Raw genomic sequence first — 24,471 nt, 5'->3', positions numbered from 1 at the left:
CTAGCGCCAGGTGCCGACGCCGATGACGGGTCCGGCCTCAAGCCAGGATGACAACCCTGTGTAGGCATCGAATCGCATGGCCAGGAGGACCTGCTGGCCCTCGTAGCGGAGCTCCACGATGACGGCGTCGGGCTGGACCTTGAGGAGCTCGGATTCGGTCGGCTTGCGCCGGCCAAGCAGCTCCAGCGAACTGCGCCGGAAGGTGTGCTTGGGGCGGACGCTGAGTGAGACCAGGCGGAACCATTCGAGGTCGTTGTCCTGATAACGACAAACCCCCATCTGCCAGCTGTTTCCAGCCGTGCAGATGGAGGCGTCCACCGTGCCCAGGGCGCGCCGCAGATTGAAGCGGCGCACCCCCGAAAGGCACAGTGCAAATACCAGCAACCCAAACGCAGTTGCCAGGACGATGAACGGCAAACCAATATCGTTCATCAAGGTCGTGCTAGCGGATCCCCGCAGTAGCCGCTTCGCCCATTTGGGCGTTGTCAGCAACAATGACCACCCTGTTGTTGTCGACAGAGAAGAATCCCCCGTCAACAACTACAGCGATGCGGTCACCGGATACCGGCTCGATTGCCAGTTCACCTTCGGCCAGAATCGCCAGCAGGGGCGAGTGGCCGGGCAGGATTCCGATTTCACCATCGCTGGTGCGGGCCTTGACCATCTTGGCCGCTCCGGACCACACAAAGTGGTCCGCTGCGACAATCTCAACCTCAAGCTCAGCCATATTACTTGGTCTGTTCCTGGATCTTGGCCCACTGGCGCTCGACGTCGTCCAAGCCACCGACGTTGAAGAACGCCTGCTCTGCAACGTGGTCAAGGTCGCCGTCGCAGATAGCGGTGAAGCCTTCCACAGTGTCCTTGATGGACACGGTGGAGCCCTCGACGCCGGTGAACTGCTTGGCGGTGTAGGTGTTCTGCGAGAGGAACTGCTGGATGCGGCGTGCACGGGACACGACGATCTTGTCTTCTTCAGAGAGTTCGTCAACGCCAAGGATGGCGATGATGTCCTGAAGTTCCTTGTTCTTCTGCAGGATCTGCTTGACGCGGACGGCCGTGTTGTAGTGGTCGTGGCCGATGTACTGCGGATCCAGGATGCGTGAGGTCGACGTCAGCGGGTCAACGGCCGGGTACAGACCACGGGAAGCGATTTCACGGGAAAGTTCCGTGGTCGCGTCGAGGTGTGCGAAGGTCGTGGCCGGAGCCGGGTCGGTGTAGTCATCTGCGGGAACGTAGATGGCCTGCATCGAGGTGATGGAGTGGCCCTTGGTGGACGTGATGCGCTCCTGGAGGAGGCCCATCTCGTCAGCCAGGTTGGGCTGGTAGCCCACGGCCGACGGCATGCGGCCGAGGAGGGTGGAAACCTCGGAGCCTGCCTGGGTGAAGCGGAAGATGTTGTCGATGAAGAGCAGCACGTCCTGGTTCTGCACATCGCGGAAGTACTCCGCCATGGTCAGGGCGGACAGTGCAACGCGCAGACGCGTTCCCGGCGGCTCGTCCATCTGGCCGAACACAAGGGCGGTGTCCTTGAGGACGCCGGCCTCTTCCATTTCGACCCAGAGGTCGTTACCTTCACGGGTACGCTCGCCGACACCGGCGAACACCGAGGTGCCGCCGAAGTTGCGGGCAACACGGGTGATCATTTCCTGGATCAGCACGGTCTTGCCGACTCCGGCACCACCGAACAGGCCGATCTTGCCACCCTTGATGTACGGGGTGAGGAGGTCGATCACCTTGATGCCGGTTTCCAGCATCTCGGTGGAGCCTTCCAGGGTCGCGAAGGCCGGAGCCTTGCGGTGGATAGGCCAGCGTTCGCTGATCTGGAGTTCGGACTCGGCAACGTCGAGGGGCTGGCCCAGCACGTTGAAGATGTGGCCCTTGACGCCGTCGCCCACGGGCACGGAGATCGGGGCACCGGTGTCCACCACGTTGGTACCGCGGACAAGTCCGTCGGTGGCCTGGAGGGAGATGGCACGGATCAGGTTGTCACCCAGGTGCAGGGCAACCTCGAACGTGATGGTTCGGGTCTCACCGTTGAGAGTGATCTCGGTGGTGAGTGCGTTGTAAATCGAGGGGATTGCGTCAGCCGGGAATTCGACGTCGACAACCGGGCCAATAACACGTGCAATACGACCGGTAGCACCGGACGTTGCGGCTACGTGATCGGTAGCAGTGGCAGTCATCTCTCTCACTTCACTCAGTAGATGGCGTGGGGTTAAGTTTATCTTTTGGTGCAGGTACAGCTGGATCCGGGCTCGTGCTGGCTAGGACGCGGACAACGCGTCGGCACCGGCAACGATTTCGGAAAGCTCCTGCGTAATTTCAGCCTGACGGGCAGTGTTGCGCAGACGCGTGTACTTCTTGATGAGATCCGTCGCGTTGTCGCCGGCGGACTTCATCGCACGCTGGCGGGCTGCGAGCTCGGAAGCTGCTGCCTGCAACATGGCGGCGAAGATACGTGATTCGATGTAGCGCGGCAGCAGGGCATCGAGAACCTGCTCCGTTTCCGGCTCGAATTCGTAGAGGGGCAGCAGGTCCGATTCGGACGCGGCTTTCTCTTCGACAACCTCGAGCGGCAGCAGACGGACGACCGTCGGCTCCTGGGTCACCATCGACTTGAAGCGGGTGTAGACGACGTGGATTTCGTCGACGCCGCCCTCTTCGTAGGCGTTAGCGAATTCGGCCAGCAGTGCTTCACTGACTTCGCGCGCGGTCGCAAACTCCGGTGCATCCGTGTTGCCGGTCCATACGCGAGCGTATTCACGGTTCCGGAAGTCGAAGTACGCCTGCGCCTTGCGGCCGACCAGGAACGTCTTGACTTCTTTACCTTCCCCGTGGAGCAGCTCGTTGAGGCCTTCGGCCTGCTTGAGGACACTCGCCGAGTAAGATCCCGCGAGGCCACGGTCCGAGGTGATGACCAGGACGGCGGCCCGGCGGATCTGCGCCGGCTCGGTGACCAGGGGGTGGTCGATTTCGCTCTGGCTTGCGACAGCAGAAACGGCACGCGTGATCGCGTTCGCGTAAGGCAGTGAAGCTGCTACGCGTGCGCGGGCCTTGCCGATGCGCGAGGTAGCGATCAGTTCCATCGCCTTGAAGATCTTGCGCATCGACGTCGTCGAGCTGATCTTCTGGCGGTAGACCCGGATCTGGGCTCCCATACTTATCCTTTCCTAAGATCCCGATGGCCGGGACTGCCGGAACCCGTGCGGGTCCCGGCAGTCCCTGCCAGCGAAACTAGCGCTTCTGCTTGACGATTTTTTCCTGGTCGACCTGATCCTCGCCGATGGGGGCGTGCTCCTCGTGCCCCGCACCGACCAGGAGGTTGTCTCCCTCGCCGAAGAAGCCCTTCTTGAAGTCCACGATTGCGGTCTTCAGTGCTTCAGCGGTGTCATCGTCCATGACGTTGGTCTGGGCCAGCGTCGTCAGGATGGAGGACTTGTGCTTGAGGTGCTCCAGGAACTCGGTCTCGAAGCGGTTGATGTCTTCAACCGGAACCTCGTCCAGGTGGCCGTTGGTGCCGGCCCAGATGGAGACGACCTGGTTCTCGACCGGGAACGGCGAGTACTGGCCCTGCTTGAGCAGCTCCATCAGGCGTGCACCGCGGGTCAGCTGCTGGCGCGATGCGGCGTCCAGGTCCGAGGCAAACATGGCGAAGGCCTGCATGTCGCGGTACTGGGCCAGTTCCAGCTTCAAGGTACCGGAGACCTTCTTCATGGACTTGACCTGGGCGGCGCCACCAACACGGGAGACGGACACACCGACGTCGACAGCGGGGCGCTGGTTGGCGTTGAAGAGGTCCGACTGCAGGAAGATCTGGCCATCGGTGATGGAGATCACGTTGGTCGGGATGTAGGCGGAAACGTCGTTTGCCTTGGTCTCGATCAGCGGCAGACCGGTCATCGAGCCTGCACCGAGCTCGTCGGAGAGCTTGGCACAACGCTCCAGCAGACGGGAGTGCAAGTAGAAGACGTCGCCCGGGTAGGCTTCGCGTCCCGGCGGGCGGCGGAGCAGCAGTGACACTGCACGGTAGGCCTCGGCCTGCTTGGACAGGTCATCGAACACGATGAGGACGTGCTTGCCGCCGTACATCCAGTGCTGGCCGATGGCCGAGCCGGCGTACGGTGCCAGGTACTTGAAGCCTGCGGGATCGGACGCCGGGGAAGCCACGATCGTGGTGTATTCCAGGGCGCCGTTGTCCTCGAGGGTCTGGCGGACGGCTGCGATCGTGGATGCCTTCTGGCCGATCGCCACGTAGATGCAGCGCACCTGCTTCTTCACGTCGCCGGAAGCCCAGTTGGCCTTCTGGTTGATGATCGTGTCGATGGCAATGGCGGACTTGCCGGTCTGGCGGTCACCGATGATCAGCTGGCGCTGGCCGCGGCCGATCGGGATCATGGCGTCGATAGCCTTGAGCCCGGTCTGCATCGGCTCGTGGACCGACTTACGCTGGGTCACGCCGGGTGCCTGGAGTTCCAGGGCACGGGTGGTCTCGGCCTTGATCTCGCCGAGGTCATCGATGGGCTGGCCCAGCGGGTCAACCACGCGGCCGAGGAAGGCGTCGCCAACCGGCACGGACAGAACCTGCCCGGTGCGGTGGACTTCCTGGCCTTCTTCGATTCCGGTGAAGTCACCGAGGATGATGACGCCGATCTCGCGGACGTCGAGGTTCTGGGCCAGGCCCAGCGTGCCGTCTTCGAAGCGAAGCAGCTCGTTCGCCATGACCGAGGGAAGGCCCTCAACACGGGCGATGCCGTCACCTGCGGTTGTTACACGGCCGACCTCTACGCGCTCTGCGTTTCCGGGTTCGTAGGACGCCGCGAACTCGTTCAACGCATTACGGACGTCGTCGGCGTTGATGGTCAATTCGGCCATCTGCAGTCCCTGCTCTCCTGTTTTCGTGATCATCGTTGCTCACGATGACCGGGGTTTCTTGTCGTTAGGTTGTGCTTGTCCGGCTAGCCGGCAAGCTGACGCTGGAGCTGGCCCAGGCGGCCGGCGACCGAAGCGTCAACCACTTCGTCACCTACCTGGATCCGGATGCCACCGATCAGTGCCGGGTCAACATTCATGTTGATCTTGAGCTCGCGCCCGTAAAGGGCGTTCAGCCCCGCCTGCAGGCGGCTGATCTGCGTCTCCGTCAGCGGACGGGTGACGTCGACCGTTGCAATCCAGCGCTGCTGGCGCTTGGCGGCAAGCTCGGCGAAACGGCGGACCAGCCTGGTGACCTTAAGCCCGCGCGGAGCCGTGACGGCCTGCCCGATCAGGACTTTCGCGTCCTCGCTCGCACCGGGTACGAGTTTGTCGGCGAGGGACACCTTGGCGGCCGGGCTGGCCTGCGGCTCGGACAGAGCACGCTGGACCTCGTGGCTGGACTCAACGGCCTGGTTGAAGGAGAACAGATCGTTCTCCAGCGATTCCAGTCCGCTGAGCCCGGAGGCAGAGACGGCCGACTTGTTCTCGGCAACAGCGATGACCACCGAAGCGGCAAGAGTCTCGAGTGCATCGCCGATATCCCGTGCCGATGCCCAGCGGGAGCTGGCCAGTCCGGCTGCGATTTCAACAGCGTCAGCGGATACTTTCCCGCCGAAGAGCTGCTTGACCAGCGCCGACTTTTCGTCACCGCTGCGGGACGGGTCAGTCAAAGCACGGCGCAAGCCGGCCGAGCTGTCCACGGTTCCCAGGATTCCGAAGAGTTCCTTTGCCAACTGCAGCGACGCGGTGGGAAGCTTGGCCTCCAGTGCCGCCAGCGCAGCGGCCAGCGATTCGCTCGATACACCTGCCATTACTTAGCTACACCCGCGTTCTGGTTCTCCAGATCTGCCAGGAAGCGGTCCACCACTCGGGCCGACCGTGCATCGTCGCTCAGTGCCTCGCCGACGATGCGGCTCGCCAGCGTCGTGGCCAGCGTGCCGACCTCCGCGCGGAGCGACACAACGGCCGCCTGGCGCTCGGATTCGATCTGCGTGTGGGCCTGCGCGGTGATGCGGGCAGACTCGGCAGCCGCCTTCTCCTTCAGCTCTGCAAGGATCTGGGCGCCTTCGGCGCGTGCTTCCTCGCGGATGCGGTTGGCTTCGGTGCGGGCTTCCGTGAGCTGCGCCTTGTACTCTTCGAGCGCTGCGGAGGCCTCGGCCTGGGCCTTTTCGGCCTTGGCGATACCGCCCTCGATGGCTTCGGCCCGCTCTGCGAAGGTCTTCTCGAACATCGGGACAACGTACTTGACCACGATGAACAAGAGGAGCGCAAAGCCGGCGAAGACGACAAGCATTTCCCAAGGATTGGGAACGAGGGGGTTAGTACCGCCTTCGGTGGCGGCTGAGATGATCGCTTGATTCATATTTCACCCGTCCTTATCTACTCGGTTCTGGATGTTCGGTTGTTCTGTTTACTTAAGAACGAACGCGAAGACCAGGCCAAGGATGGCGAGGGCTTCAGTCAGCGCGAGGCCGAGGAATGCGATCGGCTGCAGGACGCGCTGGGCTTCCGGCTGACGTGCCACACCGTTGATGTAAGCGGCGAACACGAGACCCACACCGATACCACCGCCGATGGCGGAGAGGCCGTAGCCGATGAGGTTGAGGGAGCCGTTGATGGAGCCTTCCATTTTTCTTCCTTTCAAGATGCCACCCATGTGGCAGGTTGTTTGGGTTGCTTCATCCCCGTGAGGGGAAGACTATGTTGTGCCGGCTGGGGTTGTGCCTTCTGGCGTGTGCGCCTGAAGGCCTTCGCCTAGTGGCTGTCGGCGTGCAGCGCGCCTTCGATGTAGATCGCGGTCAACAGCGTGAAGACGTAGGCCTGCAGCACCATGATCAGCGCTTCGAGCATGTACATGGCGATCGCACCGCCAAGGACGAGTACGGACGCGCCCTTGAGGAGGACGTTTTCCTGCATCACGAGGTATTCGATGCCCGCACCGGAGATCATGATGATCAGGTGGCCGGCCAGCATGGTGGCGAACAGACGGAGGCTGTGCGTGACCGGGCGGACCAGGAAGTTGGAGATGATCTCGATCGGTACGACGATCGGGAGAATGTAGAACGGCACACCGGACGGAACCGTGGCCAGCTTGAAGTACTTCAGGCCGCTCTTCCGGATGCCGACGGCGATCCAGGTGACGTACACGATCGCGGCGAGCACATAGGCACCGCCAACGTGCGAGAAGGTGGGAAGCTGGATCAGCGGGATTGCACCGTAGATGTTGTTCACGAGGATGAAGAAGAAAAGCGTGAACAGCAGCGGGACATACTTCATGAAGTCCCGGCCGCCGATAATGTCCTTGGCGATGCTGTTGCGGACGAAGCTATAGGCGGCCTCGCCAGCGAACTGCAGCTTGCCGGGAACCAGCTGCTGCTTCCGTGCAGCGATCACAAAGAATGTACCGATAATGACGACCGACAGGATTACCAGCAGCATCTGCTTGGAAAATCCGTCGGCAGCACCCCAGGGGATGATAGCCGGCAGGTGAAGTTCTTCAATTCCAGGAGGCGTGAAGGTTCCTGAATCTTGGGCCGGGAGCGCAAGCGCGATCAACGCGTTTCCTCTCTGCAGTGTCCATCATTGGGCGTTGGGCGGGGACCGGCGACATTGGTGCCCGCCTCTCCCCCTGTGAAATTATTTGGCATTACTGTTCCTCGTCCTGGGACGGGCCACGTGCAGCAGTGCCGTCATCAGCTGAAGTTCTGTTACTGGTGAGGCCGTGCATATGAGAAAGATAGAACCCTCCCGCAGCTCCAAGCAGAGCGCCTGCGAGCACAATCCAGCGGGTTCCCCACAGATTATCCAGTCCCCACCCTATCAAACTCCAGACGATGATTCCGCCAACAATGTAGCTGAAGACGGCGATTCCGGCGTTGTATCCGCCGTCGCTTCCGTCGGTCGATACACCGGGGGCACCGGACGTAGTTTTGGGTGATTTGGCGGGCTGGTTTTCTGGTCCGGTACGTGGTCCGGCAACTGGCCTGCGGCCGGATTTGCGGCTAAACATCGGTGCCGCCTTTTCGCGTTTCGGGATCGTTGTAAATCTGGAGCCTGGCCTTACTGAAACCGTAAATTTCGGCTGCCTGCCAGAACACGACCGTGACGACGGCGCCAATCAGGAACCAGCGGCCGTGCAGCCAGGCCGGGGCGCCGATGACGAAGAGGACCACGGCGAAGCCGACAACCTTGACGAAGTACGTCGCGACGAACAGTCCGATCGCTCCCGAGGGGTTGTTGCGGCCGACGAAGTGGCCCACCGCGAGGCTGATGGCAAAGAAGGCCATCACCAGCGCGCCGCCGAACAGGGCGGACCAGAACCCCACGGCGCCGTTAAAGATGAAGGCGGCCGTGCCGGTCAACACCAGTGCTGCGGCGGAGGCCGCGGAACTGATTGCCAGCAGCCTGAGCCACAGGGATTTTGTGGGGCCGGAGACGCCAACGGGTCCGTTGCCGGAAGCGGGTTCCGGTTCGGCGTTGGAGGTCATCAGATCCCAATCGTCGCTGGCGTATTGCTGGTCAAGGCAGGCGGCGAAGTACCGCCCCTGAATTCTACATTAGATAGAAATTATTCGGAAAAGCGCGTCGGACCGGTTTCCCCGGGCATGCCGGTCAGGCTATTCGGGAGTGCGGGCCATCTGCCTCGGCCCGCGCTGGCGCAGGTACGGCCAGGCAGTCGCCACGGCCATGATTGCCGCGGCGGCCAGATCGACGGCGAGGACTATGTGCCAGGGGAAGATCGCGAAAGCGAGGCCGCCGAAGGCAAGGATGCAGGTCCACAAGTACATCAGCACGACGGCGCCGCGGTGCGAGTATCCGATGTCCAGGAGTTTGTGGTGCAGGTGTCCGCGGTCCGCCGACCACGGCGACCGGCCCAGCGCTGTTCGCCGCACCACCGCCAGGCACAGGTCCAGCAGCGGCAGGAACAGCACCGCGAACGGCAACAGGATGGGGATGATCGTGGGGATGCCGTTGGCCCGGTCGTAGAGGCCTGAGCTGATCTGGCCGGTCGAGACGACGCCGGCCGAGGCCATCAGCAGGCCAATCAGCATGGCCCCGGAATCGCCCATGAAGATTTTGGAGGGGAACCAGTTGTGCGGCAGAAAGCCGACGCAGCTGCCGACCACGACGGCGGTCAGCAGGGTGGCGAGGTCCGAACGGTCCAGCAGGACGGCCGTGCGGTGGACCCAGTAGGCCGTGAGGAAGAACGCCGCTCCGCCGATGATCGCCACGCCCGCGGCGAGCCCGTCCAGTCCGTCGATGAAATTGAACGCATTCATGGTGGTGACGATCAACCCGGCCGTCAACACAATGCTCACGGCCTCGTTCTGGATCACGATCGGCTCGGGAATGAACGGGATGATCGTCATCCGGACCCCCCAGGTGGCCACGACCAGTGCCGCGGCGCTTTGGCCGATCAGCTTGACCCACCACCTCAGATCCAGCAGGTCGTCCGCCACGCCGACAACGACGATCACCGCGGCCCCGGCCAGGATTCCCCATGGCGCCGTGTTGTTCCGGAAGATGTCCTTGACGAAGAACGAATTGCTCGCCGTGACCAGGGCAACCAGCACGCCCGCGAAGATGCCGAGGCCGCCGAGCCGGGAGATCGGGGTGGAATGCATGTCGCGGCTGCGGATCGGGGAATACAGCTCCAGCTTGTTGCCCGCGAGCCGGGCACCCCATGTCGCCGCGTAGGTCACGATCGCTGCCGTCAGCATCATGAGCAGGTACATGATCACGGGACGACCACCAGCCAAACGCCGTCAGTACCGTCAGCACAGGCACCGCACGCCGGCACGTCCCGCAGCACCGGACGCGCCGGTGAGCTGCGGAAATGGGGTGGATTCGATTGCGGTGGAACTGTCTTTCGAAAAATGAAACTTCTCCGTCGCCGTGCGCAGGGCAGGCAGTGCGTAGTGCCTGACAGGGCTGTATTACAGTGGACTCTAGTCAAGATACTAATGCCAACGGCCACCTGTCTTCGCGTCACACGGCCCTCTGCCGGCGGGAAAACCACTGACGGTCGTGCTGAAAGGACCCCGCGATGACCCCCTCGGTTGCAGTCGCTGCCGTGACGTTTGACCGTCCCAGGGAGCTGGCGGTCCTGATGGACGCCATCAACAACCAGACCGCTCCAGTGCAGTCCATTTGCCTCGTCGACAGTGGCACCGTGCCGTCGACGGACGTTGCCGGCCAGCACGCCAACGTGGACTATGTCCGGTCCGAGGCAAACCTCGGCGGCGCCGGCGGATTCTCGTTGGCCATCCTCAAGGCCGTGGCCAGCGGGGCTGACTGGATCTGGATGATGGACGACGACGCCGAGCCGGCAGATCCCGACTGCCTTGCCACGTTGCTCCGTGAGGCCCAGGAACGTGGTCTGGACGCCGTCGTGCCCCTCGTGGTGGCCCCCGGCCACCCGGACCAGCTGTCCTTTTTCTTCCGGCTGGACGGCAAGGTCACGCATGAGCGCGCGGAGGTGGAAAAGGTCGGATTCCTGCCCGACGACGGGCACTTCTTCAACGGCGCCCTGATCCGTTCCGATGTCTTCTTCAAAGTCGGCCTGCCGGACATGCGCCTTTTCATCCGTGGCGACGAGGTGGACTTCACGCTCAGGCTCAGGAAGGCCGGGATCCGCTTCGGCACGGTGACCACCGCCGCCATCACGCACCCGCACGCCTTCGCTGAGACCAAGCACGTCTTCGGTGCGCGGTGGCACGTGATCGTTCCGGATTCCGCCTTCAAGCGCTACTTCTACTACCGGAACCGCGGGTACATGATCCGCCGCCACTTCCGGGTCAAGTCCTTCATCGCGGATGTGGGCGGCTACCTCGGCTACTTCCTGCGCAGCGGCGACTTCCGCGGGCTCGCTGACTGGTTCCGCGCGTTTTCTGCCGGGCTCCGCGGCAAGGGCTTCGGCCCGCTGGAGGACCAGAAGTTCTGACCGTGGTCCCCCGCCCGCAGCCCCGCCGGCAGCCTAGGGCTGCCGGCGCAGGCGCCGGCGGAGCAGCAGGCCCAGCAGCACCCAGGGTTCGCCGAACACCCGGTAGGCTACCCGCTGCGGGTGGAGCATGAGCCGCCAGGCCCATTCGAGTCCGAGCCGGCCGATCCAGCGCGGCGCCAGTTTCTGCACACCGGCAATCTGTTCGATGGCGCCGCCGACGGTGCAGTAGACCGCAGGCGGAAGCGCGGCAAGCCGGCGGGCCATGACCTGCTCCTGCAGCGGCATCCCGAGGCCCAGCAGCACAAGCTGCGGGCGCAGCCGGTTCAGCCATTCGACCGCGGCTTCCTCAACTTCCTTATTCCAGCCTTCGCCGGGCATCCCGTCGACCCGCGCCCCGGGGACGATCTCCCGCAGCCTGGCCACGGCACCGGCGTTGGCCACGGCGCCTGCACCGATGACCGCAATGCGCTCCAGTCCCGCGACATTGCCGAGCGCGGGAATCCAGTCGGTCGACCCCAGCCGGTAGTCCATCACCGGTTTCCTGCCGTCGTCCTCTTCGCCGGTCTTCGCCCAGAGCCAGAGCACCGGTGCGCCGTCGATCAGGACCACGTCGCTGCGCTCATAGAAAGAGCGGAAGGCAGGATCGGAGTGCAGCAGCGTCACGCTGTGCAGGTTGTGCCCCACCACGATCCGGGTCCGGCCCTCGGCCATGAACGTGCTGAGGACCGCGGTCAGCTCGGACACCGTCACGGGGGTCGCTTCGACGTCGAGGAAAGGGACGCGCTGACGCTCCAGCGTCATGCGGAACCGGGCTCCGGCGCAGCGTCGCCCGCCGCAGCGGCGGACTCTGCGGCGGCGGACTCTGCGGCCGGCTCCGGAGCGTCCGCAGCATCGGGGGCGTTGCCGTCGATGTCCAGGACGCCGGGCACCACGCCGCGCAGGCGGTCGAGGCTGATGGCTCCCTGCCGGACGACGCGCAAGGGCAGCGCCGTCGCGTCGACGATGGTCGAGGCGAGGGCCTCGGCGCCGTCGGCGGGCCGGGGCCCGCCCTCCAGGTAAACCTCCACGGATTCCGCCAGCTGGGCTTCGGCGTCCGCGGCGGTCTGCGCCGCGGCGTGCCCGGTGCGGTTAGCGGAGGACACCGCGAGGGGTCCGGTAAGCGTCAGCAGGTCCTGGGCGATCTCGTCGGCCGGGATCCGCAGGGCGACCGTGCCCTTGGTCTCGCCGAGATCCCAGTCCAACGACGGCTGGGCATGCAGGATCAGGGTCAGGCCGCCGGGCCAGAACGCCTCGGCCAGCCGCCGCGCCTCGGCCGGAACGTCCGTGGCCAGGCCATCGAGGGCGTTCAGCCTGGGGATCAGCACGGGCGGCGGCATCTTCCGGCTCCGGCCCTTGGAGGCGAGCAGCAGGGTCACGGCAAGGGGCGAAAAGGCGTCGGCCGCAATCCCGTAGACCGTGTCCGTGGGAAAGACCACGCACTTGTTCTCCCGGATGGCCCGTTGGGCGTGCTCAAGTCCCGCAGCGCGCTGCTCGGCCGCCGTGCAATCGTAGCTAGTCGTCACTGGCCTATTCTTTCATCACTTGTCACACGATTTTTCGCGAGCGTCGGCCCTGACGGTGCCAGGACGGCGCTGGTGGCGCGGTCCTTGCCGTTGAGGTCACGGTGCGTTGTCACCTCGGCGAACACCCCGGCGCGTTTGAGCATCGCGGCGATCCATTCCGACTGGACCTCGGCGTGCTCCATCACGAAGTAGCCGCCGGGAACCAGCAGGCGGGCAGCCGAGGCGGCCGCCGCCGTCGGAAGTTCCATCCCGTCCGCTCCCCCGCCGTAGAGCGCCTCGGGCGGGTCGTGCAGCGCCACTTCGGGTTCGTTCGGGATCGCTTCGGCGGGGATGTAGGGCGGGTTGGAGACGACGACGTCGAATGTGCCGTTGTGTTCGGCCAGCGCGTCGCGCAGGTCGCCGCGGATGAGGTGGACGCCCAGGGGAGCCAAGTTTTTCGCCGCCCACGCGTGCGCGAATTCGCTGAACTCGACCGCGTGGACTTCCGCGCCGGGAACCTCATGGGCGATCGAGCCTGCAATGGCACCGGACCCGGTGCCCAGGTCCACGACCTTGGGGTGCGCCAGTCCGTCGCTGGCCTTGAGCCAGTCCAGGACCAGCTGCACCACGGATTCGGTCTCCGGCCGCGGGATGAACACACCGGGACCGACGGCGAGTTCGAGGTAGCGGAAGTGCGCCACGCCCGTTATGTGCTGCAGCGGGATCCGCTGCGCCCGTTCGGCGACCAGGTCGGCGTAGCCTTCCGGCGCCGGCGCGTCCCCGAGCATCAGCGCGCGCAGCCGGCCCAGTCCGATGCCGAGCAGGTGCTCCGCCAGGAGCTCGGCGTCCACGCGCGGGCTGGGCACGCCGGCCGCCGCGAGGACCGCCGTCGCCTCGCTGACGGCCTCCGCGAGGCTCGGACCATCACCTGCAGTCATCACCAGTGACCCGCGCCTATTCGCCGATGGCGTCGAGCCGGGACTGCTCGTCCAATTCGATGGCCGACTGGATCACCGGTTCCAGGTCGCCGTTCATGACCTGGTCCAGGTTGTAGGCCTTGTAACCGGTGCGGTGGTCCGCAATCCGGTTTTCCGGGTAGTTATAGGTACGGATGCGCTCGGAGCGGTCCATGGTGCGGATCTGCGACTTGCGCTGCGCCGAGTTTTCGGCGTCGATCAGCTCCTGCTGGTGCGCCAGGATGCGGGCACGCAGCACGCGCATGCCGGCCTCACGGTTCTGCAGCTGCGATTTTTCGTTCTGCATGGCGACGACGATTCCGGTGGGAAGGTGCGTGATGCGCACTGCGGAGTCGGTGGTGTTGACCGACTGCCCGCCGGGACCGGAGGAGCGGTAGACGTCGATCTTGAGATCGTTCTGGTTGATCTCGAGCTCCTCGGGCTCGTCCACTTCGGGCAGCACCAGCACGCCGGCGGCCGAGGTGTGGATGCGGCCCTGGGATTCGGTGACGGGCACACGCTGGACCCGGTGCACGCCGCCTTCGAACTTGAGCCGGGCGTACACGCCTTCGGCCGGATCGTTCGAGCTGCCCTTGACGGCCATCTGGACGTCCTTGTACCCGCCGAGGTCCGACTCGGTGGCAGAGATGATCTCGGTCTTCCAGCCGCGGGATTCCGCGTAACGGCTGTACATCCGCAGCAGGTCCGCGGCGAACAGGGCTGCCTCGTCGCCGCCTTCGCCGCCCTTGACCTCGAGGATCACGTTGCGGGAGTCGTCCGGGTCGCGCGGGATCAGCAGCCGGCGCAGCTTGGCCGCCGCCAGCTCCAGCGCGGCCTCCAGCTCGGGCACCTCGGCCGCAAACTCGGGGTCCTCGTCCGCCATTTCCTTGGCAGCGGCCAGGTCATCGCGGATGCCTTCCCAGCGGTGGTAGGCCTCCACAATGCCGTTCAACTGGGCAGAACGCCGCCCCAGCTTCCGGGCCAGCCGCTGGTCAGCATAGACAGCAGGATCCCCCAGCTGAGCCTGGATAGAGTCGTGCTCATCCAACAGGCCCTGTACGGACTCAAACATTTTCAAACCTCTTTCGACTCTCTCAAGTCTAGTTACTGCAACGCGGGGTCACTTACCGCCCATTCCGGCGGCCCTGATGGGCCGTAGGTGACCCCGCGTTGCTCCCGCCAGGGGGTGGTGAGTTAAACCAGAAGCCGCTCAAAATATGCCGGCCAGGGAGTGCAGTCGATGACTCCCAACCCTCGCAAGCTCGGGTTGGGGCCCTCGTCATCTCCCTTGCGGGCCTGCCGGAACCGGGTGGCTAACGATCGCAGATCGTTGGCCACCCGGCGGAGGGGCGGGGCCGGCATATTTTGAGCGGCGAAAGCCAGCTACTTGTCGTTATCGGACTTCGCACCAAGCGTCGTCTTCTGCACCTGCATGAGGAACTCGACGTTGCTCTGGGTCTCCCGGATCTTGTTGGTCAGCAGCTCAAGGCTCTGCTGCGTTTCGAGTCCGGACAGGACGCGGCGCAGCTTCCACATGATCTTGACTTCCTCGGGGGAAAGCAGGTTTTCCTCACGGCGGGTACCGGACGCGTTGACGTCCACGGCCGGGAAGATGCGCTTGTCCGCGAGCTGGCGGGACAGGCGCAGTTCCATGTTGCCGGTGCCCTTGAACTCTTCGAAGATGACCTCGTCCATCTTGGAACCGGTCTCGACGAGTGCGGTGGCCAGGATGGTCAGCGAGCCGCCGTTTTCGATGTTGCGGGCTGCACCGAAGAAGCGCTTCGGCGGGTACAGCGCTGCGGAGTCCACACCACCGGACAGGATGCGGCCGGAGGCCGGTGCTGCCAGGTTGTAGGCACGGCCCAGGCGGGTCATGGAGTCCAGGAGCACCACAACGTCCATGCCCATTTCCACGAGGCGCTTGGCGCGCTCGATGGAAAGCTCGGCCACGGTGGTGTGGTCGTCGGCGGGACGGTCGAAGGTGGAGGCAATGACCTCACCCTTGACGGTGCGCTGCATGTCCGTGACTTCTTCGGGACGTTCGTCAACGAGCACCATCATGAGGTGGACCTCAGGATTGTTGGTGGTGATGGCGTTGGCGATGGACTGCAGGATGAGCGTCTTGCCGGCCTTCGGCGGCGAAACGATCAGACCGCGCTGGCCCTTGCCGATCGGGGCAACGAGGTCGATGACGCGCGGGCCGATCTTCTTCGGGTCCGTCTCGAGGCGCAGGCGTTCGGAGGGGTAGAGCGGGACGAGCTTCGCGAATTCGACGCGGTCCTTGAGCTCTTCCGGCGTCTTGCCGTTCACCGAGGTGACGCGGACCAGGGCGTTGAACTTCTGGCGGGCGGACTGCTGCTGATTCCCCTGCTGGGCTTCGCCTTCGCGCGGTGCACGGATGGCGCCGACGACGGCGTCGCCCTTGCGCAGGTTGTACTTCTTGACCTGGGCGAGGGAGACGTAGACGTCGTTCGGGCCCGGCAGGTAACCGGAGGTGCGGATGAACGCGTAGTTCTCGAGCACGTCGAGGATACCGGCGACCGGCAGCAGGACATCGTCCTCGGTGACCTCAACGTCGTCGACGTCGGGTCCCTGCTGACGCCCGCGGCGGCGGTCGTTGCGGTCGCGGAAGCGGTCGTTGCGCGAGGAGTTGTCGCGGCTGTCCTGCTGGCCCTGGCGGTCACCGCGGTCGTTGCGGTCACGACGGTTGCGGCGGTTCCGGCGGCTTCCGCCGTCAGAATCATCGCTGTCGCGGGTGTTTTCGCGGGTGCTCTCGCGGGTGCCGGCCGAGTCGTCGCGGCCGCCACGGGTGCGGGTGTCACGGCGCTGGCCGTCTTCGCTGCCGGGCTCGCGCTGTTCGGTGCGCAGTTCACGCTGTTCAGTGCGCTGTTCGCGCTGCTCAGTGCGCTGTTCACGCTGTTCAATGGCGGGCTGTTCGGCCTGGGCCTCGACGGCGGTCTGGCCGGCCTCGGTGGCCTGGGCTGCGGCTTCGCCGCGGCGGCGGTTGCGGGTGCGCGGCTGCCTCGTGCGGTCGCTGCCTTCGGTCCCGGAAACGGCAGAACCGGATTCGGCAGTCGCGGAGGCGCCGGAGTCGGTGGAAACCGCGGGGGCTTCAGCCGGGGCGGCGGCGGGTGCCTCTACGACGGGCGCCGTGACGACTCCGTCGCTGCCTGCGCGGCGGCTGCGGCCACGGCGGGCGCGGGGGCTTTCCTGGGCGGGGGCGTCATCGGCGGCGGGCGCTGTTGCGGGCGCAGCTGCCGGGGCCGCTGCGTGGGACACAGTGCCGTTGTCGCTCGCCTTTTCGGCAGCGCGGGCCGGAGCCTTGCTTACCGGGGTGCCTGCGCGGTGGGCGGAAATGGCCGTGACCAGATCACCCTTGCGCATGCGGGAACCGCCGGAAATGCCCAGCTGGCTGGCGAGGGCCTGGAGCTGGGCGAGCTTAAGGCCTGCAAGGCCGCTGCTCTTGGCGGGTGCTGCCGTTGATTCGGCAGCAGAAGATGTATCCACAGCCGGAGACAGCTCAGTGGTTTCGGTCACGAAGGATCCTTCCCCCTCGACGGCGTCCAGGCTAAGAGCTGGACGCGGTGATTTGATCTGGGCTGCAGTTCAGATCTGCAGCCGGGATTTCGGCCTTGCCGGATGTATATCGGCCAGCAGGGCCGGATATTGCTTCACCATGCACGATCCGAGAAATGAGGAACGGCGGGCTGAGTTTCAGGGGGCAGATCAATTCTGCTGATTCCTGCGTCAGACCGAAAGCAGGTGGCACCGGAAAATATTGCGCAGTGAAAGATGAGAGAGGCTACGTGGCCAACATCGCGGTCTTACAACGGTTAAAAATTTACCGCCTGCGTATTTACCGCCGGTGCACTTCCACTTTAGCACCTTCAACGTCCACGGCCAGCTTCATCACGCGCCAGCCCACTTCCGGCGTGTTGCCCGCGGTGTGGGCGCCGATGAAGTCCACAACCTCACGGGCTTCCGCTTCGCCGTTGGCCAGGACCAGTACGGTGGGTCCGGCGCCGGATACGACGGCGGCGTGCCCTGCCCGGCGCAGCGCGCCGATCAGTTCCGCGCTGGGCCGCATGGCCTCGGCGCGGTAGCTCTGGTGCAGGTAGTCCTCGGTGCCGGGCAGCAGGAATTCCGGGTTCGTGGTCAGGGCATGGATCAGCAGGGCGGCGCGGCCGGAGTTCATGGCCGCGGCATGGTGGCCCACCGAGGCGGGCAAAAGGGCCCGGGCGGCCTCAGTGGAGAGCTCGTAGTCGGGCACAGCGACCACGGGGATCACCGAGGCCGCCACGGACGCGCACGTGCTGCTGTACTGGTCACTGTCCTGCCATGACAGCGCCAGTCCGCCGAAAATGGCGGGTGCAACGTTGTCCGGGTGGCCTTCCATTTCGCTTGTGAGCTGCAGGATCCAGTCGCGGCCACGCCGGGAGGCCTCCGGAACCAGGGCATTGGCGGCGCTGACGGCCGCCACCACGGCCGAGGCCGATGAGCCCAGGCCCCGTCCGTGCGGGTTGACGTTGTCCGCCGTGATCCGCAGGCCTTCGTGCCGGAACCCAAGGCGGTGCAGGGCCTCGGTCAGGGCCTTGACCACGAGGTGCGTCGCATCGCGGGGCAGGGACTCGGCACCCTCGCCGCTGAGCTCGAATTCAAGTTCACCGCTGGCCAGGGTTTCCACGGTCAGCGTGTCATGCAGCGAGAGGGCCAGGCCGAGGCTGTCGTACCCGGGGCCCAGGTTGGCGCTCGTGGCCGGGACACGCACGGTGACCAGCTGGCCCGCCGGAACAGCCGGGGAGCCGGCAGCTGATTCGGCCGGGACGGTGACGGTTGTTTCCAACGTTATTTTTCTTCCAGTCCCAGTGCTGCGGCGACGGTGACGACGTCGTTGGAGACCTTGACCGGCTGCACGTCGCTGCCGTCCTCGGTGCGCAGGGCCCACTGCGGGTCCTTGAGTCCGTGACCGGTCACCGTGATCACGATCGTCTTGCCTGCCGGCACTTCCCCGGCCGCGTGCTTTTTGATCAGCCCGGCGACGCCGGCAGCGGAGCCGGGCTCCACGAAAACGCCTTCCCGGGCGGAGAGCCACCGGTGCGCGGACAGGATTTCCTCGTCCGTGACGGCCTCGATCACGCCGCCGGATTCATCCCGGGCCGCCACGGCGGTGTCCCAGGAGGCCGGGTTGCCGATCCGGATGGCGGTGGCAATGGTGTCGGGCTCGGTGATGGGGTGGCCGGCCACGAAGGGCGCCGCCCCCGCGGCCTGGAAGCCCCACATGACGGGTGTCTTGGTGGACACGGCGGGCAGCGACCCGGCGGTGGGCGACTCGAACGCCGCAGCGTATTCCTTGTAGCCCTTCCAGTACGCGCTGATGTTGCCGGCATTGCCCACCGGGAGCACGTGGAAGTCGGGGGCGTCGCCGAGCGAATCCACCACTTCGAAGGCGCCGGTCTTCTGGCCTTCGATCCGGGCCGGGTTGACGGAGTTGACCAGGAACACCGGGTAGGACTCGCCGAGCTTGCGGGCGATGTCGAGGCAGTCGTCGAAGTTGCCGTCCACCTGCAGCAGCGTGGCCCCGTGCGCGACTGCCTGGCTGAGCTTGCCCATGGAGATCTTGCCCTCCGGGACCAGCACCGCGCACTGCAGCCCGGCCGCCGTCGCGTAGGCCGCGGCGGAGGCGGAGGTGTTGCCGGTGGAGGCGCAGACCACGGCCTTGGCGCCGGCAGCCACCGCTGCCGTCATGGCCATGGTCATGCCGCGGTCCTTGAAGGAACCGGTCGGGTTCATGCCTTCGACCTTGAGGTATACGGTGCTGCCGGTCAGCTCGGAGAGGTGGCGGGCGTGCACGAGCGGGGTGCCGCCCTCGCCCAGGCTGATGACCTTGGTCGCTTCCGTGACAGGAAGACGGTCGGCGTATTCGCGGATGACACCGCGCCATTGGTGAGCCACTTAGACTCCTTCTACCCGGAGTACGGATGTAACGGAATTGATGACGTCCAGGCGCCTGACGGCCTCGACGGTTGCTGCAAGTGCGGCTTCGCGTGCACGGTGTGTCACGATCCGCAGCTCGGCCGATTCCACGTTGGAGTCGGCGTCGCGGTGAATGGTCTGCCGCATGATTTCAATGGACACGCCGTGCTCCGCGAAGAGCTGCGCGATCCTGGCCAGGACACCGGGCTGGTCCGCGACGTCGAGTCCGATGTAGTAGCTGGTGACGGCCGCGTCGATGGGCAACGATGGCACGTGCCCCGTGGTGGTTTCGGTCCGGCCGGGGCCGCCCAGGACAATGCGGCGGGCCGCGGAGACCAGGTCGCCCAGCACGGCGGACGCCGTCGGGGTGCCGCCGGCACCCTGGCCGTAGAACATGAGCTCGCCGGCGTTCTCGGCTTCGATGAAGACGGCGTTGAAGGCACCGCGGACAGCGGCGAGGGGGTGCTCGCGGGGCAGGAGCGTGGGGTGGACACGGACCGAGACGCCGGTTTTGCCGTCCTCGTCAACCAGTTTCTCGGCAATGGCCAACAGCTTGATGACAAAGCCGGCTTCCTTGGCGGCGGCGATGTCCGCCGCGGTGACCGACGTGATGCCCTCGCACGAGACGTCTTCCAGGGCGAACCGCGTGTGGAAGGACAGTGAGGCGAGGATCGCGGCCTTGGCGGCGGCGTCGTAGCCTTCGATGTCGGCCGTGGGGTCGGCTTCCGCGTAGCCCAGGCGCTGGGCCTCGGCCAGCGCGTCGGCGAACTGCGCGCCGGTGGAGTCCATCTGGTCGAGGATGAAGTTGGTGGTGCCGTTGACAATCCCGAGCACCCGGGTGATCCGGTCGCCGGACAGGCTGTCGCGGATGGTCCGCAGGATGGGGATGGCGCCGGCCACGGCGGCCTCGTAGGACAGCTGCACCCCGGCCTTGTCCGCTTCCTCGTACAGTGTGGGGCCGTCCTGGGCCAGGAGCGCCTTGTTGCCGCTGACAACACAGGCACCGTGCCGCATGGCGGTCAGGATCAGGGTCCGGGCCGGCTCAATGCCGCCCATGAGTTCAATGACGAGGTCGGCGTCCTTGACGAGGACTTCGGCGTCAGTGGTGAACAGCTCCTGCGGCAGCTCGACGTCGCGCTTGGCATCGAGGTTGCGCACCGCGATGCCCTGCAGTTCCAGCCGGGCGCCGGTGCGCGCGGCGAGGGCGTCGGCGTCGTCAATGAGAATCCGCGCAACCTGGGCCCCAACGTTGCCACAGCCCAGCAGGGCCACTTTCAGGGTTCGCAATTCAGACATTCAGACTCCCATGTCGCGGTTGAGCAAATCTTCTTCGGTTTCCCCGCGGACAATGAGCCGGGCAGATCCGTCGCTGACAGCGATAACGCCCGGCCGGGCCAGATAGTTGTAGTTGCTTGACAGGGCCCAGCAGTAGGCGCCGGTCCCCGGTACAGCAAGCAGATCACCGGCTGCCACGTCCTCGGGCAGATATACATCTCTAACAACTATGTCGCCGCTCTCGCAATGTTTGCCCACCACTCGGGACAGCTGCGGCGCCGCGTCGGAGCTCCGCGAGGCGAGAATCGCCGAATAATCCGCGTCGTACAGCACCGGCCGGGGGTTGTCGCTCATCCCGCCGTCCACCGACACATAGCGGCGGGGGTGCGTAACGTCCCCGGCTCCGTCGTCGCCGGCCGCGGCACCAGCCGCGGCCGGGGAATCCACCCGGACGGTCTTGAGCGTGCCGACCTCGTACAGCGTAAAGGTGGTGCTTCCGACGATCGCGCGGCCCGGTTCGATCGAAATCCGGGGGGCGGTTATGCCGAGGGCAGCGCATTTGGAACGGACGACGGCGGCCATCGCCTGCGCGATTTCGGCGGCCGGGCGCGGGGTGTCCACGGGGGTGTAGGCGATGCCGTAGCCGCCGCCGAGGTCAAGCTCGGGCAGCACGATGGAGTACTTCGACTGCATCGCTGCCAGGAAGTCCAGCAGCCTCTCGGCGGCGAGGGCGAAGCCGTCCGGTTCGAAGATCTGCGAGCCGATGTGGCAGTGCAGGCCCAGCAGTTCGATGCTGGCGTGCCCGGTGGCCGCGGCCACGGCTTCCTCTGCGGCGGACAGTCCGGCCTGGTCCGTGGAGTCCCCGGCCATGGACAGGCCGAATTTCTGGTCCTCGTGGGCCGTGGCGATGAATTCGTGGGTGTGGGCGTGCACTCCGGGGGTCAGCCGCAGCATGACCCTGGCGGTGTCGCCCCGGTTGGCGGCGATCGCCGCGACGCGTTCGAGCTCGTCGAGGCTGTCCACCACGATCCGTCCCAGCTGCATGTCCAGCGCCCGGTGGATTTCGCCGTCGGACTTGTTGTTCCCGTGCAGGGCGACGTCGGCGCCGGGGATGCCGGCGCGGAAGGCCACGGCGAGTTCGCCGCCGGACGCCGTGTCCAGGCGCAGCCCCTCTTCCTCGACCCAGCGGACCACGGAGGTGCACAGGAAGGACTTGCCGGCGTAGTAGACGTCCACTCCCCCGCAAATATCGGCGAAGGCGTCGTTGAAGGCGTCGCTGAACGCCCGGGCCCGGGCCCGGAAGTCGGTCTCGCTCAGCACGAACAGCGGCGTGCCGTACTGGCGCTGAAGCTCACTGACCGTCAGCCCCTCGATGGTGAGCTCGCCGTCGTCGTTGCGCGCAACACCGCCCGCCCACAGCGGTTCGTGGAGGGCATTGAGGTCGGCGGGGACCTCGAGCCAGTCCGGGGCGAGCGGGGACTGTCCTGAATTTGCGCTCATGGCGGTCACATCCGTTCCGGCGCCGAGACGCCCAGCAGTTCCAGTCCGTTGGCCAGCACCTGGCTGGTGGCGTCATTGAGCCACAGCCTGGTGCGGTTGGTGTCGGTGATGGGTTCCTCGCCCTGCGGCGCCACGCGGCAGGCGTCATACCAGCGGTGGTAGGCGCCGGCGATCACTTCGAGGTGGCGGGCCACGCGGTGCGGCTCGCGCAGCTCGGCGGCCTTGGCCACGATCGAGGGATAGCTGCCCAGGTGCGAGAGCAGCTCGTTTTCGGTGGGGTGCTCCAGCAGGGCGGCGTTGAAGCTGTCTATGCCGTCCACACGGCGCTCCACGCCGGCGGCCACGGCGTTGCGGGCGGCGCCGCGGGAGCGGGCATGGGCGTACTGGACGTAGAACACCGGGTTTTCGTTGCTGTGCTTCTTCAGCAGCTCCGGGTCCAGCGTCAGCGGCGAATCGGCAGGGAACCGGGCCAGCGAGTACCGGACGGCGTCCTTGCCGAGCCAGGAAATGAGGTCCTTGAGCTCGATGATGTTGCCGGCGCGCTTGGACAGCTTGGCACCGTTGACGGAGACCAGCTGGCCGATCAGGACCTCGATGTTGACCTCGGGGTCGTCCCCGGCGGCTGCCGCGATGGCCTTGAGCCGGTTGATGTAGCCGTGGTGGTCGGCGCCGAGGAGGTAGATCTTCTCGGTGTAGCCGCGGTCCTTCTTGGACAGATAATAGGCGGCGTCGGCGGCGAAGTACGTGGGCTCACCGTTTGCGCGGACCATCACGCGGTCCTTGTCATCGCCGAAGTCGGTGGTGCACAGCCAGACCGCGCCGCCGTCGTCGAACACGTGGCCCTGTTCGCGCAGGCGGGCGACGGCGTCCTCGATCGCGCCGGCGTCGTGGAGCTCCTGCTCGGAGAAGTAGACATCGAAGTCGACGCCAAACTCGGCCAGCGTCTGCTTGATGTCATGCATCTGCGCCTTGTAGGCGGCGCCCCGGATCACCGGCAGGGCCGCCACCTCGGTGAGTTCGCGGATGTCCGGGTGCTCGGTGAGCACCTCGTGGCCGAGGTCCGCGATGTACTGGCCCGGGTAGCCGCCCTGGGGCACGTCCAGGCCGTGCAGTCTGGCGAACACGGAGTTCGCGAACACGTTCATCTGGGAACCGGCGTCGTTGATGTAGTACTCGGCAGTGACGTCGGCACCGGAGGCCCGGAGGACGCGGGCGATCGCGTCGCCGAGGGCGGCCCAGCGGGTGTGGCCGATGTGCAGCGGGCCGGTGGGGTTGGCCGAGACGAATTCCATGTTGACCACGTGCCCGGCGAGCGCGGTGTTGGTGCCGTAGGCCGCACCGGCCTCGACGATCGCCTTGGCGAGGGCACCGGCGGCAGCGGCGTCCACGGTGATGTTCAGGAAGCCGGGGCCGGCGATGTCCACCGCGGACACGCCGTCGATCGTTTTGAGCCGGGCGCTCAGGACGGACGCGAACTCCCGCGGGTTGGTGCCCGCCGTTTTGGCCAACTGGAGGGCGACGTTGGTGGCCCAGTCCCCGTGGTCCCTGTTCTTGGGCCGCTCCACGCGCACCTCATCCGGGATGTCGGCCGCGGAGAGGGCTATGTCACCGGCGGCAACGGCGTCCTTCAGGCAGGCGGATATGGCGAGGGAGAGTTCTTCTGGGGTCACAGTTCTAGCCTACCGGTGGGCCCGGAGTGCGGCGGAATCTGGCACCCGGCATGACGGCGGGGCCGGTTACGGGAATACCCAAGGTCTTCGATGCCTCGCACCAAGGGTGAACCGTTACCCTGAATTCAACGTCTGCAACCGTGTCAGTGCCTCCACATTGTTCGCTGTCCGATCCCCGCAAAGAATCGAGTCCCGCATGAATACCGCCTTCCGCAAAAGCGTCCTCGTCGGCATTGCCGGCCTCTCCGTGGCCGGAACTGCGGCTGGCTGCGCCCCTTCTGCGCAGGCCCCGGCCGCAGAGGCCGCGCCGCCCGCAGCTTCCGGGACCGCCGGTACCGGTTCCTACAAGGACGGCACGTACAGCGCCGACGGGAACTACACCTCCCCCAACGGCACTGAGACCGTGGGCGTGGAGCTGACGCTGGCCGGCGGTGCCGTGTCCGACGTGAAGATCACGCAGCACCCCTCGAATCCGAACACCCGAAAGTTCCAGGGCGAGTTCGCCGGCGGCATCCAGTCCCAGGTTGTTGGCAAGAAGCTCGACGAGATCAAGGTTTCCAAAGTGGCCGGATCCTCGCTGACCAGCGGCGGCTTCAACCAGGCCGTGGCGAAGATCAAGTCACAGGCCCAATAGCGCAACA

The 24,471-nt window shown here is 65.7% G+C and carries 24 protein-coding genes; 2 read left to right on the top strand and 22 right to left on the bottom strand.

Features of this window, described 5'->3' with window-relative positions:
• From AC1D1A_RS00895 to AC1D1A_RS00840, 12 genes are all read right to left on the bottom strand, one after another.
• Complete coding sequence (locus AC1D1A_RS00895) at nucleotides 1–432, bottom strand: DUF2550 domain-containing protein (protein WP_223916017.1); 432 nt, start codon at nucleotides 430–432, stop codon at nucleotides 1–3.
• Between the two features lie 10 nt (nucleotides 433–442).
• Nucleotides 443–727: a F0F1 ATP synthase subunit epsilon gene (locus tag AC1D1A_RS00890; RefSeq protein ID WP_018775711.1), complete on the bottom strand. Its 285-nt coding sequence runs from the start codon at nucleotides 725–727 to the stop codon at nucleotides 443–445.
• 1 nt (nucleotide 728) lies between these two features.
• Nucleotides 729–2,183, bottom strand: a complete 1,455-nt coding sequence (gene atpD, locus AC1D1A_RS00885) for a F0F1 ATP synthase subunit beta (protein WP_018775710.1) — start codon at nucleotides 2,181–2,183, stop codon at nucleotides 729–731.
• Nucleotides 2,184–2,264: 81 nt separating this feature from the next.
• Nucleotides 2,265–3,158 (bottom strand): F0F1 ATP synthase subunit gamma, encoded by an 894-nt coding sequence (locus AC1D1A_RS00880; protein WP_028276063.1) that lies wholly within the window; start codon nucleotides 3,156–3,158, stop codon nucleotides 2,265–2,267.
• 76 nt (nucleotides 3,159–3,234) lie between these two features.
• Complete coding sequence (atpA, locus tag AC1D1A_RS00875; protein WP_026266817.1) at nucleotides 3,235–4,872, bottom strand: F0F1 ATP synthase subunit alpha; 1,638 nt, start codon at nucleotides 4,870–4,872, stop codon at nucleotides 3,235–3,237.
• An 83-nt stretch (nucleotides 4,873–4,955) separates the two neighbouring features.
• The gene (locus tag AC1D1A_RS00870) at nucleotides 4,956–5,783 is read right to left on the bottom strand and encodes a F0F1 ATP synthase subunit delta (protein ID WP_230008751.1); all 828 of its coding nucleotides are present in this window, start codon (nucleotides 5,781–5,783) and stop codon (nucleotides 4,956–4,958) included.
• Nucleotides 5,783–6,334, bottom strand: coding sequence for a F0F1 ATP synthase subunit B (locus tag AC1D1A_RS00865; protein WP_223916021.1), 552 nt, complete (start codon nucleotides 6,332–6,334; stop codon nucleotides 5,783–5,785). The genes AC1D1A_RS00870 and AC1D1A_RS00865 overlap by 1 nt, the downstream gene beginning before the upstream one ends.
• A 48-nt stretch (nucleotides 6,335–6,382) precedes the next feature.
• On the bottom strand, nucleotides 6,383–6,601 hold the full coding sequence (gene atpE, locus AC1D1A_RS00860) for an ATP synthase F0 subunit C (protein ID WP_003804776.1): 219 nt from the start codon (nucleotides 6,599–6,601) through the stop codon (nucleotides 6,383–6,385).
• Between the two features lie 125 nt (nucleotides 6,602–6,726).
• On the bottom strand, nucleotides 6,727–7,527 hold the full coding sequence (atpB, locus tag AC1D1A_RS00855; RefSeq protein ID WP_223916023.1) for a F0F1 ATP synthase subunit A: 801 nt from the start codon (nucleotides 7,525–7,527) through the stop codon (nucleotides 6,727–6,729).
• Nucleotides 7,528–7,618: 91 nt separating this feature from the next.
• Nucleotides 7,619–7,981: a hypothetical protein gene (locus AC1D1A_RS00850; RefSeq protein WP_476873179.1), complete on the bottom strand. Its 363-nt coding sequence runs from the start codon at nucleotides 7,979–7,981 to the stop codon at nucleotides 7,619–7,621.
• Nucleotides 7,974–8,459: a hypothetical protein gene (locus AC1D1A_RS00845; RefSeq protein WP_476946924.1), complete on the bottom strand. Its 486-nt coding sequence runs from the start codon at nucleotides 8,457–8,459 to the stop codon at nucleotides 7,974–7,976. Before AC1D1A_RS00845 ends, AC1D1A_RS00850 begins: the two co-directional genes overlap by 8 nt.
• A 129-nt stretch (nucleotides 8,460–8,588) precedes the next feature.
• On the bottom strand, nucleotides 8,589–9,713 hold the full coding sequence (locus tag AC1D1A_RS00840) for an MraY family glycosyltransferase (protein WP_476848847.1): 1,125 nt from the start codon (nucleotides 9,711–9,713) through the stop codon (nucleotides 8,589–8,591).
• Nucleotides 9,714–10,018: 305 nt separating this feature from the next.
• Between AC1D1A_RS00840 and AC1D1A_RS00835 the strand changes: the two genes are divergently transcribed.
• Complete coding sequence (locus AC1D1A_RS00835; protein WP_476873180.1) at nucleotides 10,019–10,915, top strand: glycosyltransferase; 897 nt, start codon at nucleotides 10,019–10,021, stop codon at nucleotides 10,913–10,915.
• A gap of 33 nt (nucleotides 10,916–10,948) precedes the next feature.
• Here AC1D1A_RS00835 and AC1D1A_RS00830 read toward each other — a convergent pair whose 3' ends face one another.
• The 10 genes from AC1D1A_RS00830 to argS all read right to left on the bottom strand — a co-directional run bounded on the left by AC1D1A_RS00830 (nucleotide 10,949) and on the right by argS (nucleotide 23,830).
• The gene (locus AC1D1A_RS00830; RefSeq protein ID WP_476946923.1) at nucleotides 10,949–11,716 is read right to left on the bottom strand and encodes a WecB/TagA/CpsF family glycosyltransferase; all 768 of its coding nucleotides are present in this window, start codon (nucleotides 11,714–11,716) and stop codon (nucleotides 10,949–10,951) included.
• Nucleotides 11,713–12,477 (bottom strand): L-threonylcarbamoyladenylate synthase, encoded by a 765-nt coding sequence (locus AC1D1A_RS00825; protein ID WP_223916035.1) that lies wholly within the window; start codon nucleotides 12,475–12,477, stop codon nucleotides 11,713–11,715. The genes AC1D1A_RS00830 and AC1D1A_RS00825 overlap by 4 nt, the downstream gene beginning before the upstream one ends.
• Nucleotides 12,474–13,394, bottom strand: a complete 921-nt coding sequence (gene prmC, locus AC1D1A_RS00820; RefSeq protein WP_476946922.1) for a peptide chain release factor N(5)-glutamine methyltransferase — start codon at nucleotides 13,392–13,394, stop codon at nucleotides 12,474–12,476. The genes AC1D1A_RS00825 and prmC overlap by 4 nt, the downstream gene beginning before the upstream one ends.
• Nucleotides 13,395–13,410: 16 nt before the next feature.
• Complete coding sequence (gene prfA, locus AC1D1A_RS00815) at nucleotides 13,411–14,484, bottom strand: peptide chain release factor 1 (protein WP_079554478.1); 1,074 nt, start codon at nucleotides 14,482–14,484, stop codon at nucleotides 13,411–13,413.
• 311 nt (nucleotides 14,485–14,795) lie between these two features.
• A complete protein-coding gene (gene rho, locus AC1D1A_RS00810) occupies nucleotides 14,796–16,949 on the bottom strand; it encodes a transcription termination factor Rho (RefSeq protein ID WP_476946921.1) in 2,154 nt (717 codons plus the stop codon).
• 319 nt (nucleotides 16,950–17,268) lie between these two features.
• Nucleotides 17,269–18,255 (bottom strand): homoserine kinase, encoded by a 987-nt coding sequence (thrB, locus tag AC1D1A_RS00805; protein WP_476857521.1) that lies wholly within the window; start codon nucleotides 18,253–18,255, stop codon nucleotides 17,269–17,271.
• A 2-nt stretch (nucleotides 18,256–18,257) separates the two neighbouring features.
• A complete protein-coding gene (thrC, locus tag AC1D1A_RS00800; protein ID WP_028276075.1) occupies nucleotides 18,258–19,364 on the bottom strand; it encodes a threonine synthase in 1,107 nt (368 codons plus the stop codon).
• Complete coding sequence (locus AC1D1A_RS00795) at nucleotides 19,365–20,681, bottom strand: homoserine dehydrogenase (RefSeq protein WP_476946920.1); 1,317 nt, start codon at nucleotides 20,679–20,681, stop codon at nucleotides 19,365–19,367.
• Nucleotides 20,682–22,160 carry a diaminopimelate decarboxylase gene (gene lysA / locus AC1D1A_RS00790; protein WP_476946919.1) on the bottom strand — a complete coding sequence of 493 codons (1,479 nt, stop codon included), beginning with the start codon at nucleotides 22,158–22,160 and terminating at the stop codon, nucleotides 20,682–20,684.
• A 5-nt stretch (nucleotides 22,161–22,165) separates the two neighbouring features.
• Nucleotides 22,166–23,830 (bottom strand): arginine--tRNA ligase, encoded by a 1,665-nt coding sequence (argS, locus tag AC1D1A_RS00785; RefSeq protein ID WP_476946918.1) that lies wholly within the window; start codon nucleotides 23,828–23,830, stop codon nucleotides 22,166–22,168.
• 196 nt (nucleotides 23,831–24,026) lie between these two features.
• On the opposite strand from argS, the gene AC1D1A_RS00780 reads away from it, so the two are divergent.
• Nucleotides 24,027–24,464, top strand: coding sequence for an FMN-binding protein (locus tag AC1D1A_RS00780; RefSeq protein WP_476848838.1), 438 nt, complete (start codon nucleotides 24,027–24,029; stop codon nucleotides 24,462–24,464).
• The last annotated feature ends 7 nt before the right edge of the window (nucleotides 24,465–24,471 follow it).

The organism is Arthrobacter sp. P1_B9 (assembly GCF_056406495.1).
This window is presented reverse-complemented; position numbering and strand designations above follow the sequence as displayed.